Genomic DNA, 14941 nt, shown 5'->3' with positions numbered 1-14941 from the left:
CCCGCCCCCCTCCGCCGCGCCCGACCGGTCTCCGGTGCCCTAGTCCACTCCGCGGATCGCTCCCAGCAGGGCGTCGCAGAAGGCCGGGAGGTCGTCCGGGTTGCGGCTGGTGAACACGCCGTCCGAGCTGACCAGCTCCTCATCCACCCACTCGGCACCGGCGTTGACAAGGTCCGTGCGCAGGCTGGGGTAGGAGGTGACGCGGCGCCCGCGGACGACCTCGGCCTCGATCAGGACCCACGGCGCGTGGCAGATGGCCAGGACGGGCTTGCCCGCCTCGACCATTTCGCGGACGAGGGTCACCGCGTGCTGGTCCTGTCGCAGGGCATCCGGGTTGGCGACGCCACCCGGCAGGACCAGGACGTCGACGTCGGCGGCGGTCACGTCGGCGCTCGTCCGGTCGACCGCCTGGGTGCCGGCCGGGGTGAGGTGGTCGACCAGGTCGACCTCGCCGTCGGATGTGCTGACCAGGAGCGCCGTGTGACCGGCTTCGGTCACGGCCCCCCACGGCTCGGTCAGCTCGACCCGTTCGATCCCCTCGCCGGCCACGAGGAATACGACGGTTCTGGTGTCAGTGCGTGCGTCCTGGGTCTCGGTCATAGCCTGATCGTGGGGCCGGACCCCCCAGGCCCGCAACCGGACCGCCGGTGGCCCCCGGCCCGACGGTCCGGCACGATACGTGGATGCGACGACGAGACCCGATCGACCGACGAGGACGGCGCGACCGCCGGCGAGGCGGCTGCGGCTGCTCCCTGCTCGTGCTGCTGCTCCTGGTGCTGGGGCTTGCCGTGGCCGCCGAGTTCGGCGCCCGGTGGTACCTGGCGGATCGGGCGGAGCGCGAGGCGTCGGCGCGACTCGGGGCCCCGGTGTCGGTGGGGTTCGGACCCACGCCGATCCTCTGGGATCTGGCCACCACGCGGGCCGTCGACACGGTCCGGATGACCTCCCCCGGTGACGCAGGCGTGCCCCGGATCGACGTGACCGGCTACTCGGTCAGGATGGTGGACGGTGCGATCCTGGCCGCGTCGGCGGACGGCACCGCGACGCTCAGCGGCGACCAGCTCGCCGCAGCGGCTGCGGAGGGGAACCCGGCCGGTGACTCCCCGGTGGCCGGCCTGACCGAGGTCCGTTCCGTGCGCCCGGACGCGCAGGCCGGTCTGCTGCGTGCGGACATCGGCGGGATCGCCGAGATCGGCGTGGCCCCGGGCGTCTCCGGCGGCCGACTCACCCTGACCCCTGAGCAGACCGAGCTGATCGGCATCCCCCTGCCGGACGGGCTGTTCTCCGGCATCACCGGCACCGTCGACTCGACGGTCGCCTCCCTGCCCGAAGGGGTGTCGATCCACGGCGCCCGCGTGGTGCCCGGCGGTCTCGAGGTCGCGCTCATCGGCACGGACGTCACGCTGAGGTAGCGCCACCGCCGTGGTCCGCGGGCTGGTCCTCGCTCCCGGCGGCGACCGGCACGCACAGCTCCGTCGCATCGGAACGGCCCCGGACCACCTCCGACCCGACGCGATTCCACCGGGCGGCCTCGGCGTCGCCCGCCGACGCGACCGCGGTGCCGGAGGCCAGGACGAGGCCGGACCGGTTCTTGGCCAGCTCGCACAGCCGGGACGCCTCGTTGACCGCGTCGCCGATCACCGTGTACTCGAGCCGGTCGTCCGCGCCGACGTAGCCCGCGACGACGCCCCCGTAGGAGGCTCCGATCCCGGCCCGGCACCCCGGCACCCGGGCCGGCAGCCGCTCACCGAGCACCCGGGCGCAGGCCAGGGCCGCGGAGGCCGGGTCGTCCATCGGCCGCGGCGCGCCGAACACCACGAGCGCGGCGTCGCCGAGGAAGCTGTCCACGATGCCGTCATACTCCTCGACCGTCTCCACGACCACCCGGAAGAACCGGTTGAGGACGTCGACGACCTCCGACGCCTCGGACCGCACCGCCATCTCCGTGGACCCGATGATGTCGACGAAGACGACGCCGACATGTGAGGCGCTGCCGCCCAGTTCGGGGTCCCGCTCCTCGGCCGCCTCCGCGACGTCGCGACCCACGTGGCGGCCGAACAGGTCCCGGAGCCGTTCGCGCTCCTGGAGCCCGGCCGCCATACGGTTGAACCCACGCTGGAGTTCGCCGAGTTCGGTGCCGTCATAGACCACCACGCGCCGGGAGAGCGCGCCGTCCGTGACGTCCTCCATGGCCCAGCGGAGACTGCGTAGCGGTCCGAGCACCGACCCGGTGGCCAGGGAGATGAGGAGGAATCCGGCGAGGAGCGAGGTGGCGCCGAGCACGATCACGATGACGGCGAGGCGTTCCAGCGACAGGGCCCGACCCGCCAACGTGTAGATCGCCACGATGATCAATCCCGCGATCGGAACCCCGCTGCCGACCGCCCAGGACACGCGGAGCCGCGTCATCGCACCCAGGAACCGGCCGCGGGGAACCGGGCCTCCGGACAAGGCGACCGCGGCGACGGGACGCAGTCCGAAGTCCGCGAACAGGAACGCCACACCGCAGACGACCATCCCGGAGAAGACGATCGTGAACCCGACCGACGGGATCGCCTCGGGGTCGATCACCCCGAAGGCGGGCGTGACCACGGCCGCGCCCAACAGCCACAGGAAAGCCTGGATCAGGGTCATCCGGCCGGGCAGACGGAGAGTCCACACCCGCTCCCGATCCGTGGGTTCGCGGCCGTCGAGGAACCACCCGACACGCCGGTGGACGGCACCACGCACCCAGATCGTCCCCACGATCGTCGCCAGCGCCACATACACCGGGACGACGATCGCCGTGGGGACCATGAACTCACGAGAGGGAAGGGTGGGACCCGGAAGGACGAAGAGGATCAGCACAGCGGCGACGGCCACGCCGACGAGGTTGGAGCCCAGCAGCATCAGTACGAGCAGGACCCGGACGCGCAGGGTTCTCAGGCGCGGCGACTCGGTCTCCCGCCCGAGCAGCACCGAGCCCAGTTCCGGGCGTCGCAGTAGAGACAGGTCGAGTCGCACGCACAACATCGTGCCATCTGTGGGCCCGGAAGTGAGGACCTCGTCACACTCGGCCCGGGGAAGTGGGGGTGAGACCCCGATGGGGCGTAGGGTAGGCGAGTCGGCCCGTACCACTCTTGCCTCGGGCCGAATCGGATGTCGACCTCCCGTGGTCGCGCACCGGGCGCGTCGCCTCCGAGCGACGCGGGAACCCAGGAGCGCGCCGGGCAAGACGCCCCATCTATGTACGGAGATTCCTCCCTTGTCACGTTCCTTCGCCGATCTCGGCGTTCCTTCATCCCTGCTCGACGTCCTCACGGGCGTCGACATCGTCACCCCCACCCCCATCCAGTCGGCCACGCTGCCCGACGCGATGTCCGGACGCGACGTCCTGGGCCGCGGCCGCACCGGCTCCGGCAAGACCTACGCCTTCTGCCTCCCGCTGGTCACCCGCCTCGCCGCCTCGGCGCCCGCCGGCGGCCGACGTAAGCGCAACTCCCCGCGTGGGCTGATCCTCGCCCCCACCCGCGAGCTCGCCCGTCAGATCGACGAGACGCTCGCGCCGCTGGCCAGGGCGATGGGCCTCAAGACCACCGTGATCTTCGGCGGCGTCTCGCAGGGCCGCCAGGTCAGCGCGCTCGACCAGGGCGTCGACATCGTGGTGGCCTGCCCGGGCCGGCTCGAGGACCTCATGGGGCAGAAGCACTGCCGCATGGACTCGATCGAGGTGAGCGTCCTCGACGAGGCCGACCACATGGCCGATCTGGGCTTCCTCCCGGGAGTCACCCGGATCCTGGCGGCCACGCCCGCGGGTGCGCAGCGCCTGCTCTTCTCCGCGACCCTGGACCAAGGCGTGGACAAGCTGGTCAGGAAGTTCCTCGACAACCCGGTCGTGCACGAGGTCGACGACGGCTCCGCCACCCCCGGCGCGACCGCGCACCACGTCTTCCACGTGGACCCGGACGACCGCGTCCGCGCACTGGCGGACCTCGCCGGGGTGAACGAGCGGACCGTCATGTTCACCCGCACCAAGCACGGCGCCAAGCGCCTGGCCAAGCAGCTGTCCGGCCGCGGCGTGACCAGCGTGGACCTCCACGGCAACCTCTCGCAGAACGCGCGCGTCCGCAACCTCGACGCGTTCTCCTCGGGTCAGGCGAGCGTGCTGGTGGCCACTGACATCGCCGCACGCGGCATCCACGTCGACGACGTGGGATTGGTCGTCCACGCCGATCCGCCCGCCGAGCACAAGGCCTACGTGCACCGCTCGGGTCGGACCGCGCGCGCGGGTGCTGTCGGCACCGTGGTCACCGTGGCCACCTCCGACCAGGTCCGGGAGGTGCGCTCACTGCTGCGGTCGGCCGGCGTGACGGCGGGCGAGATCGTGCTCCCCGTGGGGGCCAACGCCGCCACGGCACTGGCCGACGCCCCCGAGGCCCCCGCGCACGTCCCCGGGGACCATGCCCCCGAGGGCCGTCCGAGCCAGGGCCAGAGTCGCCAGAGCCAGAACCGGCAGCGCCAGGGCCGCTCCCAGGGTGGGCAGGGCCAGAACCGCCAGGGACAGGGCCGCGACGGCGGGGAGCGCGGAGGTCGCGGGCAGGAGTCGTCCGGTTCAGATGGCACCCGTCGTCGTCCTCGTCGTCCACAGGGCGCCGGCGCCCAGGGGACCGGTGGCCACGGTTCCACCCGTCAGGGTTCCGGGGGCCAGGGTTCGTCGCGTCAGGGTTCCGGTGGTCAGCGTTCGGCCGCCACCCACACGATCGCCCAGAGCGCGGGCCAGCCGCGTGGCGGCGATCGCCGAAGGGCCAGCCGCGCCGCCGGCTGAGTCCGGCCTTCCTCCCGATCAGCCGCCGGCTGTCACCCGAACACGGTGATGGTCTGGCGGCTGATCGCCGTCAGCGCCCCGTCCGGTCGCCACATCATGGCGTGGGTGTGCGCGTACCCGTCCCGGGAGGCATCGGTGGTCGCCTCGTAGGCGAAGACGGCCTCCGGCGGGATCGTGTCGGGACCGATCTCCGTCACCAGTTCCAGCGTCCAGGTCAGGCTGCTGGCGGGTGCGAACCCGGAGAGCATCTGGATGGTCGCCGGCGGCCACGCGTCCGCGAGCACCAGCAGGTGCTCCTCGTGGAACTCCTCCGGGGCCTCGCGTAGCTGCGCCCACCCCGACAGGTCGCCGGTCTCGGCTCCGCTGAACGGTAGTGCGCCACCGACCTGCCTCAACGCGAGGAAGCGGTAGAACTCCGGGGTCATCTTCTCGATGTAGGGGAACGGCTCGATGGTCCCGGGCTCCGGCAACTGCGGCATGGGATGCCTCGGGGGCACGACGATGGTGGACTCGCGGTGTTTCCCGAACGCCGCCAGCGCCGTGGCCACGATCGCTCCGTCCTGCCGCAGCGTGGCCTGGGCCTGCGTGACGTTCTTCCCGACCCGCAGGACCTCGGCGTGGACCTCGACCGCGCCCGTCGTGGCGGGGCCGACGAACGAGACCGTGAACGACCTCAACGGATGTGGAGACGCCTTGTCGGCACCGTCTCCGGCCCCGTCTCCTGCCGCATCCCGCAGGCGGCCCTTGATCGACGCGAGTAGTAGCGCCCCGGTCAGCCCGCCGTAGATCGCGCGGCCCTGCGTCCAACCGTCGGTGATCTCGACGGTCCCACCGCGCGAGGCGGCCTCCAGCATGCTCTTCAGCGACATGCCGGACAGTCTGCCAAAGCGCTCAGTGCACCAGTTGGGCGCGCCCCTTCTGCCGGAACGCGGCCAGCGCGGTCGCCAGGCCGGGCATCTGCGGCATCCGGTCGAACATCTTCTCGCTGCGCGTCTCCGCCGCGTCGTCGGCGGTCCGGTGCAGGTAACGGTCGGGCAGCGAGAGTCGGGCGATGGTGCGCCACGACTGCAGGTACTGCTTCCACAGCGGCCCGCTCACGTACGGCAGGTCGTACCGCTCGCACAGGTCGCGCACCCGCAGCGAGATCTCCGAGTACCGGTTGGACGGCAGGTCGGGGAACATGTGGTGCTCGATCTGGAACGACAGGTTGCCCGACATGAGGTTCATGACGGGGCCGCCGTCGAGATTGGCGCTGCCGAGCATCTGGCGCAGGTACCACTCGGCCTGGGTCTCGTTCTTCACGTCCTTGGGGGTGAACTTCTCCGCCCCGTCCGGGAAGTGACCGCAGAAGATCACCGCGTTGGTCCAGATGTTGCGGATGATGTTCGCGGTGACGGTGGCGGTGAGCGCCTGCCGACCCGCCGGGCCGGCGAGCACGGGGAAGAGGATGTAGTCCTTGAGGACCTGCTTGCCCGCCTTGCGGAGGAAGGCCTTGGCGGTGCGCCGGTAGGCGGGCGTGGCACCGGAGTTCGGGAACGCGTCCTGGAACCGCACGTGCTGCATCCCGATCCCCCACTCGAACCCCAGCATCAACACGGTGTTGATCAGGAGGTTGGCGGAGTACCTGGGCTCCCACGGCACGTCGCGCGTGACCCGCAGGACGCCGAACCCCACGTCGTCGTCCAAGCCGACGATGTTGGTGAACTTGTGGTGCAGGTAGTTGTGGGTGTGCTTCCAGTCCGCGGAGCTGCCGACCAGGTCCCACTCCCACGTGGTGGAGTGGATCTCCGGATCGTTCATCCAATCCCACTGTCCGTGCAGGACGTTGTGCCCGATCTCCATGTTCTCGAGGATCTTGGCGACGGCCAACGCGCCCGTGCCGAGAGCCCAGGCCGTGCGGTTCCGCGCGCCGAGATACAGGACGGCGCGGGCTCCGAGTTCGATCCCCCTCTGCAGCCGGATCACGCTGTGGATATAGCGGTAGTCCCGCTCACCGCGCGAGGCGATGACGTCGGCCCTGATCGCGTCGAGTTCCCGCCCCAGTTCGTCGATCTGCCCGGAAGTGAGATGCGCGTACTCGCCTACATCAGAAATGGCCATGGATCAACTCTAGGCCGGTACGGGGGGCCTTAACCACCCGTGGGACGTCCTGACGATGAATTCGTGACCAAGCGCACCACGATCCGCCTACTTCAGTCACTCCAAGCCCGACGCAGCACTTCTAGCGTGCCGTGCACGCGCTCCCGGGTCGACCCCACAGGGGCGATCATCAACTCGTCCGCGCCCGCGCGCTCGGCGAACTCCCGCAGGTAGTCGCGCACCTCGGGGCCGTCCCCCACGGCGGTGCAGCTGATCATGTGCAGGATCTGGCGACCGGCGGCCGACTCCATCACCATGTCCAGCTCCTCGTCCGAGAAGTGACGCCCGCGTCCGGCCATCAGCTTGACGCGCTGGCGGCGATACCAGTGGAGCTCGCGGGCCGCGCGCCCGGTGTCGTCGTCGGCCACCACGTTGACCGCGGCGATCATGTAGGGCTCGGCCAGCTGTTCGCTGGGCTCGAACCGGTCGCGGTACACCGCCGAGGCCTGCTCGAGCGCGTCGGGGGCGAAGTGCGAGGCGAACGCGTACGGCAGACCGAACTTCGCGGCGAGCTGGGCGCCGAACAACGACGACCCGAGGATGTAGAGCGGGATCCTGGTCCCTCGTCCGGGCGTCGCGGTGATCCCGCGGGTGCGGGCGAGGTCCGACGGCGAGTCTCCCAGGAAGGCCTGCAGTTCTCGCACGTCGTCGGGGAAGTGCTCGGCGGCCGACGGCTCGCGGCGCAGGGCGCGGAACGTCTGCGGGTCGGTGCCGGGCGCGCGGCCCAGACCCAGGTCGATCCTGCCCGGGTGCAGCTCGGCGAGCGTGCCGAACTGTTCGGCGATAACGAGCGGCGAGTGGTTGGGCAGCATCACGCCGCCGGAACCCAGCCGGATCCGCTCGGTCTGCGAGGCGATGTGCGCCATGAGCACCGCCGGCGCGGAGGAGGCGATGGACCCCATGTTGTGGTGCTCGGAATACCAGACCCGCTCGTAGTTCAGCTCTTCGGCCTTCTGCGCCAACGCCACCGAGTCCTGCAACGCCTCACCGACGGACTGACCGGGGCGGACGGAGGCGAAGTCGATCACGGACAGGGGCATCGGGGAGGGGGTCATGACCGGTCCAACCCACGCCCTGCGGGGCCTATTCCGTCCCGCGTCCGGCCGGGGGCGGCACACTGGGGGTATGACCGCACCCGGCTCCGGTTCCAGCCCCAGTTCCAGCTCCGTCGACATCGCGCACCTGGTCTCGGAGATGCGCAGGGCCGAACCGCTGGTGCACTGCCTGACCAACTCGGTGGTCCGCCAGATCACGGCCGACGTCCTGCTGGCCGCCGGCGCGGCGCCCGCGATGGTCGACCATCCCGAGGAGGCCGCCGACTTCGCGGCGGTCGCCTCCGGGGTGCTGGTCAACGTGGGCAACCCGACCGCCGAACAGGTGGAGGGCATGCACGCCGCGATCGGCTCCGCGAGGGAGCACGGCACCCCGTGGGTACTCGATCCGGTCGCGGTGGGCGGTCTGACTCTGCGCACCGGGCTCGCCACCGGCTGGCTCGACCACGTCCCCGCCGCGATCCGGGCCAACGCCTCGGAGATCGTCGCGCTGGCCGGTGCCGGGGCCGGTGGCCGGGGAGTGGACTCGACACATGACGTGGCTGCCGCCCTGCCGTCTGCGTTGATACTCGCCGAGCGCACCGGCGGCGTGGTCGCGGTGACGGGTGCGCAGGACGTGGTCGTCACCAATTCCGGCGGGTTGACGGTCGCCACCTGGATCACCTCGGGGCACCCGCTGTTGCAGAAGGTGATCGGCACCGGCTGCGCGCTCGGCGCGCTGACGGCCGCCTACCTCGGCGCGGCCCGGGCAGCCGGCCTCCCCGACCACGACGCGGTGGTCGCCGCCCACGCCCACGTCGGTGCGGCGGGAACGGCCGCCGGGCGGGTCGCCGCCGGGCCGGGCCTGTTCGCGGTGGCGTGGCTCGACGCACTGTACACGCTGACACCCGAGGAGATCGCGGAGTCGGTCACGCTCCTCGACGCCTCGCCGTGACCCACCCGGCCCCCGGGCGCCGCGCCTGCGCCCCTGGTGGGCACGGCGATCCGCACGGCCCCGTCGACTGGCGGGTGTACCTGGTCACCGATCCCCACCTCGGGGGCGGTCGGGACGTGGTGCCCCGGATCGTCCACGAGGCCGTGCTCGGCGGGGTGGGGGTCGTCCAGGTCCGGGACAAGGAGTGCGACGACGACGAGTTCGCCACCCGCGCCGCAGCCGTGGCCGACGCCGCCCGACGGGCCGGGGCACGGGTGGGCCGCGACGTGCCGGTGTTCGTCAACGACCGCCTGGACGTGGCGCGGGAGCTGGGGTTGCACCTGCACGTGGGACAGCGGGACGTGCCGTTCCGGCGGGCCCGCGCCGCACTCCCGGGCCACCTGATGGTGGGCCTGTCGATCGAGTCCGATGAGCAACTCGGTGTCGCGTTGGCCGGTCCCGGGCCCGCACCGGACGTGATCGGGGTGAGCCCGGTCTGGTCCACCGCCACCAAGACCGACACCGCTGCGGCGCTCGGTCCGGCAGGAGCCGACCGCATCGCCCGCGCGGCCCACCGACGGGGCGTCGCGGCGGTGGGCATCGGCGGGATCACCGCCGCGACCGTCGGCCTGCTCGCCGGCACCGCCCTGGACGGTGTGTGCGTGGTGTCGGCTGTGATGGGCGCGCCCGATCCACGGGCCGCCGCCCACGAACTGCTCGCCCACTGGGACCGGTCCCGCGATCGGGCTCGAGGCTGACCCTGCACCGCGCCTGTCGGACCGCGCCTGGTCAGTCCCGCACTGTCAGTCGCCCCAGGGGTGGCAGACGCCGAACCCGCCGTAGCCGGTGCCGATCGTCGGGTGAGTGGAGAGCGTCAGCTCGTCCTGGTGGTCGTTGACCAGGTAGATGTAGCGGATCTCGGGACGCGTCGACGCCTCGTCGGTCGCCTCGGGGTTCTCTGTCGGCCTGAGCCGGAAACCGTGCGGCTCGACCGCCCTCACGACCTCGTCCAGGGCCTGGTCCCACCCAGTGGGGTCCAGCGCGTCGGGGTGACGCATCTCGCGGGCGTAGTACTTGCCGATCCCGGTGTCCCCGACACCGGCCGCGTCGCTCCGACTGGGACAGGCGACCTCCTGCGCCGCGCGCGCCTCTCTCCATCCGTCCGCACCGATCCTGCCCTCGAGGACCCGTCGGATCTCCGCCTGTCCCGCCTCGAGTGCCGCGCGTGAGCCGGGGACATCGATCGTGGTGTCGAGCGGAACGTTCGCCGCGCCGATCGGGCCGGTGCTCGTCGGAGGGGACGGCACAGGGGTCGGCGCGGCCCCGCCCGCGCAGGCCGTCGCGGCGAGGAGGACCGGGGGAGCCAGAACCGGGTAGAGGGATCGAAACCGCGCCACCGCACCCATGGTGCCCGTACCGTCGGGCGCATGCAGGACAGGACCCCGGACCAGATCACCATGGTCGAATTCCCCAGTACGTCGATGCCCGCGACCGCCGAGTTCCTGGCGACCGTGTGCGGCTGGTCGCCCACCGTGTACGGGACGTCGTACACCGACCTCACCGGCGGCGGGATCGAGGTGGGGATCCAGGGCGACGACGACGAGCAGTCACCGGCACCGCTGATGGTGATCCTGGTTGCCGACCTGGCCGAGGCGCGCGGACGGGTCGAGGCCGCGGGTGGCGTGGTGACCCTCGAGCCCTTCTCCTTCCCGGGCGGCCGACGGTTCCACTTCCGCGAGCCCGGCGGGAACGAGATGGCCATGTGGGTGCCCGAGTAGCCCCCGACCGGGCTGCCGCGGGCCGCCGCCTCACGCGCTCGGCTCGAACCCCTCCGGCAACGCGAGCCGCGTGAGTTTGGCCGGGTTGGAGTGGAAGTAGACCCGCGTGACGCGGCCGTCGACCACACCCAGCTGGGCCACCCGGACGACCCCACGGGAGACCACAGCCAGCGCGAACTCCCCGTTCACCTCGACCGGAGCGATCATGCCGTCGGACAGCTCCGCCGCCTTGATGAGGAAGTACGCACACTTGCGGGCCCCCACGATGTCCCTGCGGGCGGCGTTGACCTTCCCGTCGCTGTCCGAGACCACCCGGGCGTCCGCGGTGAGCACCTCGATCGTCTGCTGGAGGTCACCGGCCAGGACGGCCTCGACAAGCCGAGAGATCACCGCATCCGGTGCACGCTCCGGCGGACGCAGGTCGGTGTCCAATCTGCGCCTCGCCCGGCTCACCCACTGACGGACCGTGGGCACGGCCGCGTCCAGCGCGCCGGCGATCTCGGCGTAGGGCAGGGAGTAGGCCTCGCGCAGGACGAAGGCCGCGCGCTCCTCGGGGCCGAGCTGCTCGTAGGCCAGCAGGACGGCGATCCGCAGGTCGTCGCGCTGCTCGGCCAGCTCCGAGGGCAACAGGGCGGTGTCGACGGGTTCGGGGAGCCACGCCCCCACGTAGTCCTCCCGCCTGCGTCGCCGCAGCCGGTCCAGGCACAGGCGCGTGGTGACCGTGGTGAGCCACGCCTCGGGGTTGTCGGGCGCCGATCCCGCCTCGAGACCGACCAGGCGGGCCAGGGCCTCGTCGGCGGCGTCCTCCGCGTCGGCCCACGTCCCGGTGATGCGGTACCCGACCCCGAGGAGCCGTCCCCGGACCCGGTCCACCGCGGCCCGGTCGAGTCCGGCGAGCGCACCGGCCGTCGTCACCTCGGGCGAACGGGATCGATGTCCTCCCGGCGCACGCCCCTGAGCGAGCCCGGATCCTTCCGGGTGGCCACTGCGATCCGGTTCCATGCGTTGATGGTGACGACCTCCATCAGCAGCTGTCCAGTGCCCGACTCGCCCCGGTGTCGGACCACGTCGTCCCAGAGCTCGTCCGAGACCGAGTCCTCGCCGTGGATGTGGGTGACCGCGTCGGCGAACCGCAGGACCGTGAGGTCCCCCTCGGACAGCTCACCGGCGTGGGCGGGCCAGTCCTCGGCGGCCACGATCCGGGCGTCGTCCCAGCCGTCTTTACGGGCGTCGCGCCGGTGCATGGCGGTGCAGAAGCGGCACTCGTTCACCGCCGAGACGCGGAGCCTGATGAGGTGACTGTCGGAGCGGGAGACCCGGGCCCGGGTGTAGGCCTCGAGCGCCAGCATGGGTGCCATCGCGCCCGCGCTGACCTGTTTGCGCTGTCCGTGGTCGTTCTGATGTGTACTCATTCCCCTTCGACGCACCAGCGTCACCGGATGTGACACGCTGCCGGAAATGACAGCGGATGGGTGCGATCACCTATGGCGGTCGGAGGCGTCCCCTCATAGCCTGGACACATGACCGATCCCGATGATCTGTTGCTCTCGGACTCCGAGCGTCTGCACGCCCTCACCGCGCTGGGCGACCACTATGCCGCGGGGCGCCTCGACGACCCGGAGTTCCACTCCCGTTCGGGCGACATCGCAGCGGCCCGCACCCTGGGTCAGCTGCGCGGGTCGTTCAGCGATCTCCCGGGCGGCATGCCCCTGACCAGCGTCGACGGCATGATCGTCCAGTCGGCCACGGCGGCCGGTGGCGAGCTGGTGCGCACCTCGTCGTCGCCGGCGGCATCGGACCCGGATCGCGAGCTCCAGGATCTCCGCAAACGGGGCAAGAGGGTGGAGACGCTCGACGGGTTGGTCCTGGGGGCGACGCTCGTGGCGTTCCTCGTACTCCAGTTCGTGGTGGGCTGGGATTACGCGTGGATCGTCTGGCCGTCGCTGGTCCTGACCCTGGGGGTTCCGCGCGCCATCCTGCAGTTCACCGACTCGGACGAGGAGCTCTACGAGGAGCTCAAGGAGTCCGACGACGAGGCGCGCAAGGAACGCCTCCGCGCGGCCACCGAGCGGATCCGCGAGCTGGGCGACGGGCGCGAGACGCGGGACTGACCCCTTCGGCCGGGTCCCGCCGTCCACGGTTCTACCCGGCGGGGTTGCCCGGACCGTGCCCGGTCCCCGACCCGTGCCCGGTCCCCGGCCCGTGCGCGATCCCCGGCCCGCCGTCGCCCTCTCTCCTCCCGAGGGCCGCCGCCGCGGGGAACACTCCCAGACCGAGTCCGACCGCCACGATCGTCGCCCCCACGCCCAGCGATGCCAGTACGGGGACCCTGCGTTGGGCGAGGGCGGAGTCACAGGCCTCCTGCGCCTCCGAACTCGGCTGGGGGCGCTCGCCCCGGAGGAGGTCCGCCCAGCTCAACGAGGTGAGGGCGTTGTCCTTGTCCCGGGCCTCGCGGTAGTCGGGGCTGAAGTAGGTGCCGCAGTCCACCCGTTGGATCCACCCGCCCGTGGCCACCCCGATGCTGCCCAGCAGGATCCCCCCGAGCACGACGAGCAGGCCGAGCACGGAGACGAGCGCACCGATCACGCGAGGGGTCACCGCGTCATCGTCACATCCGCGGCCCGCTGCCGCATCCGCGCCTCGGTCGGCCGACGGGCCGCGAGGCGGGTCAGGTCTCCTCGAGCGCGACGCCCTTGCGCTCCGGGAGGGTGAAAGCCGCCAGCGCTGCCACGACGAAGGCCGCCGCGAACACCCCGAAGACCATCGCGGTGCCCCCTGCGCCGAGCATCACCGGGACGAGCAGTGGCGCGATGATCGAGGCGATCCTCCCGAACGCGGCCGCCGCGCCGGTGCCGGACCCGCGGGTCCTGGTGGGGTAGAGCTCGGGGCCGATCGCGTACAGCGCGCCCCACGCGCCGAGATTGAAGAACGACAGCGCCATGCCCGCGGCGATGATCGTCGCCGGCGAGCCCGCGAGCCCGAACAGGCCGGCGGCGACCGCTGAACCGGACAGGAACACCGCGAGGGTGACGCGGCGGCCCCACACCTCGATGAGCCACGCCGCCACCGCGTACCCCGGCAACTGGGCGAGCGTGATGATGAGGGTGTAACCGAACGACCTGACCAGGTCGAAACCCTGCGAGACCAGCAGGCTGGGCAGCCAGATGAACGCGCCGTAGTAGGAGAAGTTGATCCCGAACCACACGATCCACAGGGCACCGGTCCGGCGTCGCAGTCGCGGGGACCAGATCGACTCGCGGGCGGACTCCTCGACGGGCTCGAGCCGGTCCGTCGCCGCCCCGTCGATCGCGGCGGCGGGCGGCTCGACCCCGGCTGAGTCGGCGGGCGGCTCGACCCCGGCCGAGTCGGCGGGCGGCTCGACCCCGGCCGAGGCCTCGTAGTCGCGGACGATCCGTTCGGCCTCGTCGACCCGGCCCTTCGATTCCAGGAACCGCACCGACTCGGGCAGCCCGAACCGGATCACCAACGCGTAGGCGGCGGGGACCAGACCCACGGCCAGCGCCCAGCGCCATCCGTCGTCGCCGGTCGGGACCACGAAGTACCCGATGAGCGCCGCCATGATCCAGCCGACGGCCCAGAACCCCTCGAGGATCACCACGACCCTGCCGCGGATCCGGCGGGGCGCGAACTCGCTGACCAGCGTGGACGCGACGGGCAACTCGGCACCCAGGCCGAGGCCCACGATGAAGCGCAGGACGATGAGCACCGCGATGCCGGTCGACAGGGCCGCCGCGCCCGTGGCCAGTCCGTAGACCAGCAGCGTCGCGGCGAAGACCTGGCGGCGACCGATCCTGTCCGCGAGCAGACCGCCCAGCGCGGCGCCGATCGCCATGCCGACGAACCCGATGGACCCGATCCAGGACAGCTCGGTGGGGGTGAGCGCCCAGTGCACTGCCAGCGCGGCCATGACGAAGGAGATGAGGCCCACGTCCATGGCGTCCAGCGCCCACCCGACCCCGGATCCGAGCAACAGCCTGCGGTGCTTGCGGGTGAACGGCAGGCCGTCGAGGCGCTCCGTGCGTGTGGTCATGCGCGACAACGCTACTCCCGGCCCGTCGGCGCCTCACTCGCGCGGCGACCGGCCGATACCGCGCGGCGGCGCCGTGCCGCCGGTGCTCCAGGGCGCCCTCCGGCGAGTGGTCGCAAACGGCACCTGAGCGGGAACGCCACCTGGGGAAACGTGAGCGGGTGTGACCACGCGACGACACGGGCACTCCGGGGCGGCGGCCTCTCG

General features: G+C 71.9%; 16 protein-coding genes. 6 read left to right on the top strand and 10 right to left on the bottom strand.

Translation table 11 applies throughout. The features are described 5' to 3' along the window. Positions 1 to 39 precede the first annotated feature (39 nt). On the bottom strand, positions 40 to 600 hold the full coding sequence (locus CEY15_RS12775; RefSeq protein ID WP_095718772.1) for a type 1 glutamine amidotransferase domain-containing protein: 561 nt from the start codon (positions 598 to 600) through the stop codon (positions 40 to 42). Between the two features lie 83 nt (positions 601 to 683). Here CEY15_RS12775 and CEY15_RS12770 point away from each other — a divergent pair, with 83 nt between their 5' ends. Beyond that, on the top strand, positions 684 to 1412 hold the full coding sequence (locus CEY15_RS12770) for an LmeA family phospholipid-binding protein (protein WP_095718771.1): 729 nt from the start codon (positions 684 to 686) through the stop codon (positions 1410 to 1412). Here the strand turns inward: CEY15_RS12770 and CEY15_RS12765 are convergent. Beyond that, complete coding sequence (locus tag CEY15_RS12765) at positions 1399 to 3012, bottom strand: adenylate/guanylate cyclase domain-containing protein (RefSeq protein WP_095718770.1); 1614 nt, start codon at positions 3010 to 3012, stop codon at positions 1399 to 1401. The two genes, CEY15_RS12770 and CEY15_RS12765, sit on opposite strands and share 14 nt — an antisense overlap. Positions 3013 to 3244: 232 nt before the next feature. Here CEY15_RS12765 and CEY15_RS12760 point away from each other — a divergent pair, with 232 nt between their 5' ends. Next, the gene (locus CEY15_RS12760; protein ID WP_095718769.1) at positions 3245 to 4804 is read left to right on the top strand and encodes a DEAD/DEAH box helicase; all 1560 of its coding nucleotides are present in this window, start codon (positions 3245 to 3247) and stop codon (positions 4802 to 4804) included. 32 nt (positions 4805 to 4836) lie between these two features. Here CEY15_RS12760 and CEY15_RS12755 read toward each other — a convergent pair whose 3' ends face one another. From CEY15_RS12755 to CEY15_RS12745, 3 genes are all read right to left on the bottom strand, one after another. Continuing rightward, positions 4837 to 5673 carry a thioesterase family protein gene (locus CEY15_RS12755; RefSeq protein WP_095718768.1) on the bottom strand — a complete coding sequence of 279 codons (837 nt, stop codon included), beginning with the start codon at positions 5671 to 5673 and terminating at the stop codon, positions 4837 to 4839. A 22-nt stretch (positions 5674 to 5695) separates the two neighbouring features. Further along, a complete protein-coding gene (locus tag CEY15_RS12750) occupies positions 5696 to 6904 on the bottom strand; it encodes a fatty acid desaturase family protein (protein ID WP_095718767.1) in 1209 nt (402 codons plus the stop codon). Positions 6905 to 6996: 92 nt separating this feature from the next. Then, entirely contained in the window at positions 6997 to 7998 is a 1002-nt protein-coding gene (locus tag CEY15_RS12745; RefSeq protein ID WP_095718766.1) for an LLM class flavin-dependent oxidoreductase, read from the bottom strand. Positions 7999 to 8137: 139 nt separating this feature from the next. On the opposite strand from CEY15_RS12745, the gene thiM reads away from it, so the two are divergent. Beyond that, a complete protein-coding gene (thiM, locus tag CEY15_RS12740) occupies positions 8138 to 8929 on the top strand; it encodes a hydroxyethylthiazole kinase (protein WP_428844201.1) in 792 nt (263 codons plus the stop codon). Further along, positions 8926 to 9666 carry a thiamine phosphate synthase gene (gene thiE, locus CEY15_RS12735; protein ID WP_095718764.1) on the top strand — a complete coding sequence of 247 codons (741 nt, stop codon included), beginning with the start codon at positions 8926 to 8928 and terminating at the stop codon, positions 9664 to 9666. Before thiM ends, thiE begins: the two co-directional genes overlap by 4 nt. Positions 9667 to 9711: 45 nt before the next feature. On the opposite strand, the gene CEY15_RS12730 is transcribed toward thiE, so the two are convergent. Continuing rightward, a complete protein-coding gene (locus tag CEY15_RS12730) occupies positions 9712 to 10305 on the bottom strand; it encodes a hypothetical protein (RefSeq protein ID WP_141244260.1) in 594 nt (197 codons plus the stop codon). A gap of 30 nt (positions 10306 to 10335) precedes the next feature. Between CEY15_RS12730 and CEY15_RS12725 the strand changes: the two genes are divergently transcribed. Beyond that, positions 10336 to 10686: a VOC family protein gene (locus CEY15_RS12725; protein WP_095718762.1), complete on the top strand. Its 351-nt coding sequence runs from the start codon at positions 10336 to 10338 to the stop codon at positions 10684 to 10686. 30 nt (positions 10687 to 10716) lie between these two features. Here CEY15_RS12725 and CEY15_RS12720 read toward each other — a convergent pair whose 3' ends face one another. Further along, on the bottom strand, positions 10717 to 11601 hold the full coding sequence (locus tag CEY15_RS12720) for a sigma-70 family RNA polymerase sigma factor (RefSeq protein WP_095718761.1): 885 nt from the start codon (positions 11599 to 11601) through the stop codon (positions 10717 to 10719). After that, positions 11598 to 12098: a carboxymuconolactone decarboxylase family protein gene (locus CEY15_RS12715; protein ID WP_241734378.1), complete on the bottom strand. Its 501-nt coding sequence runs from the start codon at positions 12096 to 12098 to the stop codon at positions 11598 to 11600. The genes CEY15_RS12720 and CEY15_RS12715 overlap by 4 nt, the downstream gene beginning before the upstream one ends. 108 nt (positions 12099 to 12206) lie before the next feature. Between CEY15_RS12715 and CEY15_RS12710 the strand changes: the two genes are divergently transcribed. After that, positions 12207 to 12797, top strand: coding sequence for a DUF1707 SHOCT-like domain-containing protein (locus CEY15_RS12710; RefSeq protein ID WP_095718759.1), 591 nt, complete (start codon positions 12207 to 12209; stop codon positions 12795 to 12797). A 31-nt stretch (positions 12798 to 12828) separates the two neighbouring features. On the opposite strand, the gene CEY15_RS12705 is transcribed toward CEY15_RS12710, so the two are convergent. Together CEY15_RS12705 and CEY15_RS12700 are read right to left on the bottom strand one after the other, a co-directional pair. Beyond that, positions 12829 to 13284, bottom strand: coding sequence for a hypothetical protein (locus tag CEY15_RS12705; protein ID WP_141244259.1), 456 nt, complete (start codon positions 13282 to 13284; stop codon positions 12829 to 12831). A gap of 70 nt (positions 13285 to 13354) precedes the next feature. After that, on the bottom strand, positions 13355 to 14737 hold the full coding sequence (locus tag CEY15_RS12700) for an MFS transporter (RefSeq protein ID WP_095718757.1): 1383 nt from the start codon (positions 14735 to 14737) through the stop codon (positions 13355 to 13357). Positions 14738 to 14941: the final 204 nt, after the last annotated feature.

Origin of the sequence: Dietzia natronolimnaea, assembly GCF_002289575.1 — a bacterium.
GTDB lineage: Bacteria > Actinomycetota > Actinomycetes > Mycobacteriales > Mycobacteriaceae > Dietzia > Dietzia natronolimnaea_A.
This window is presented reverse-complemented; position numbering and strand designations above follow the sequence as displayed.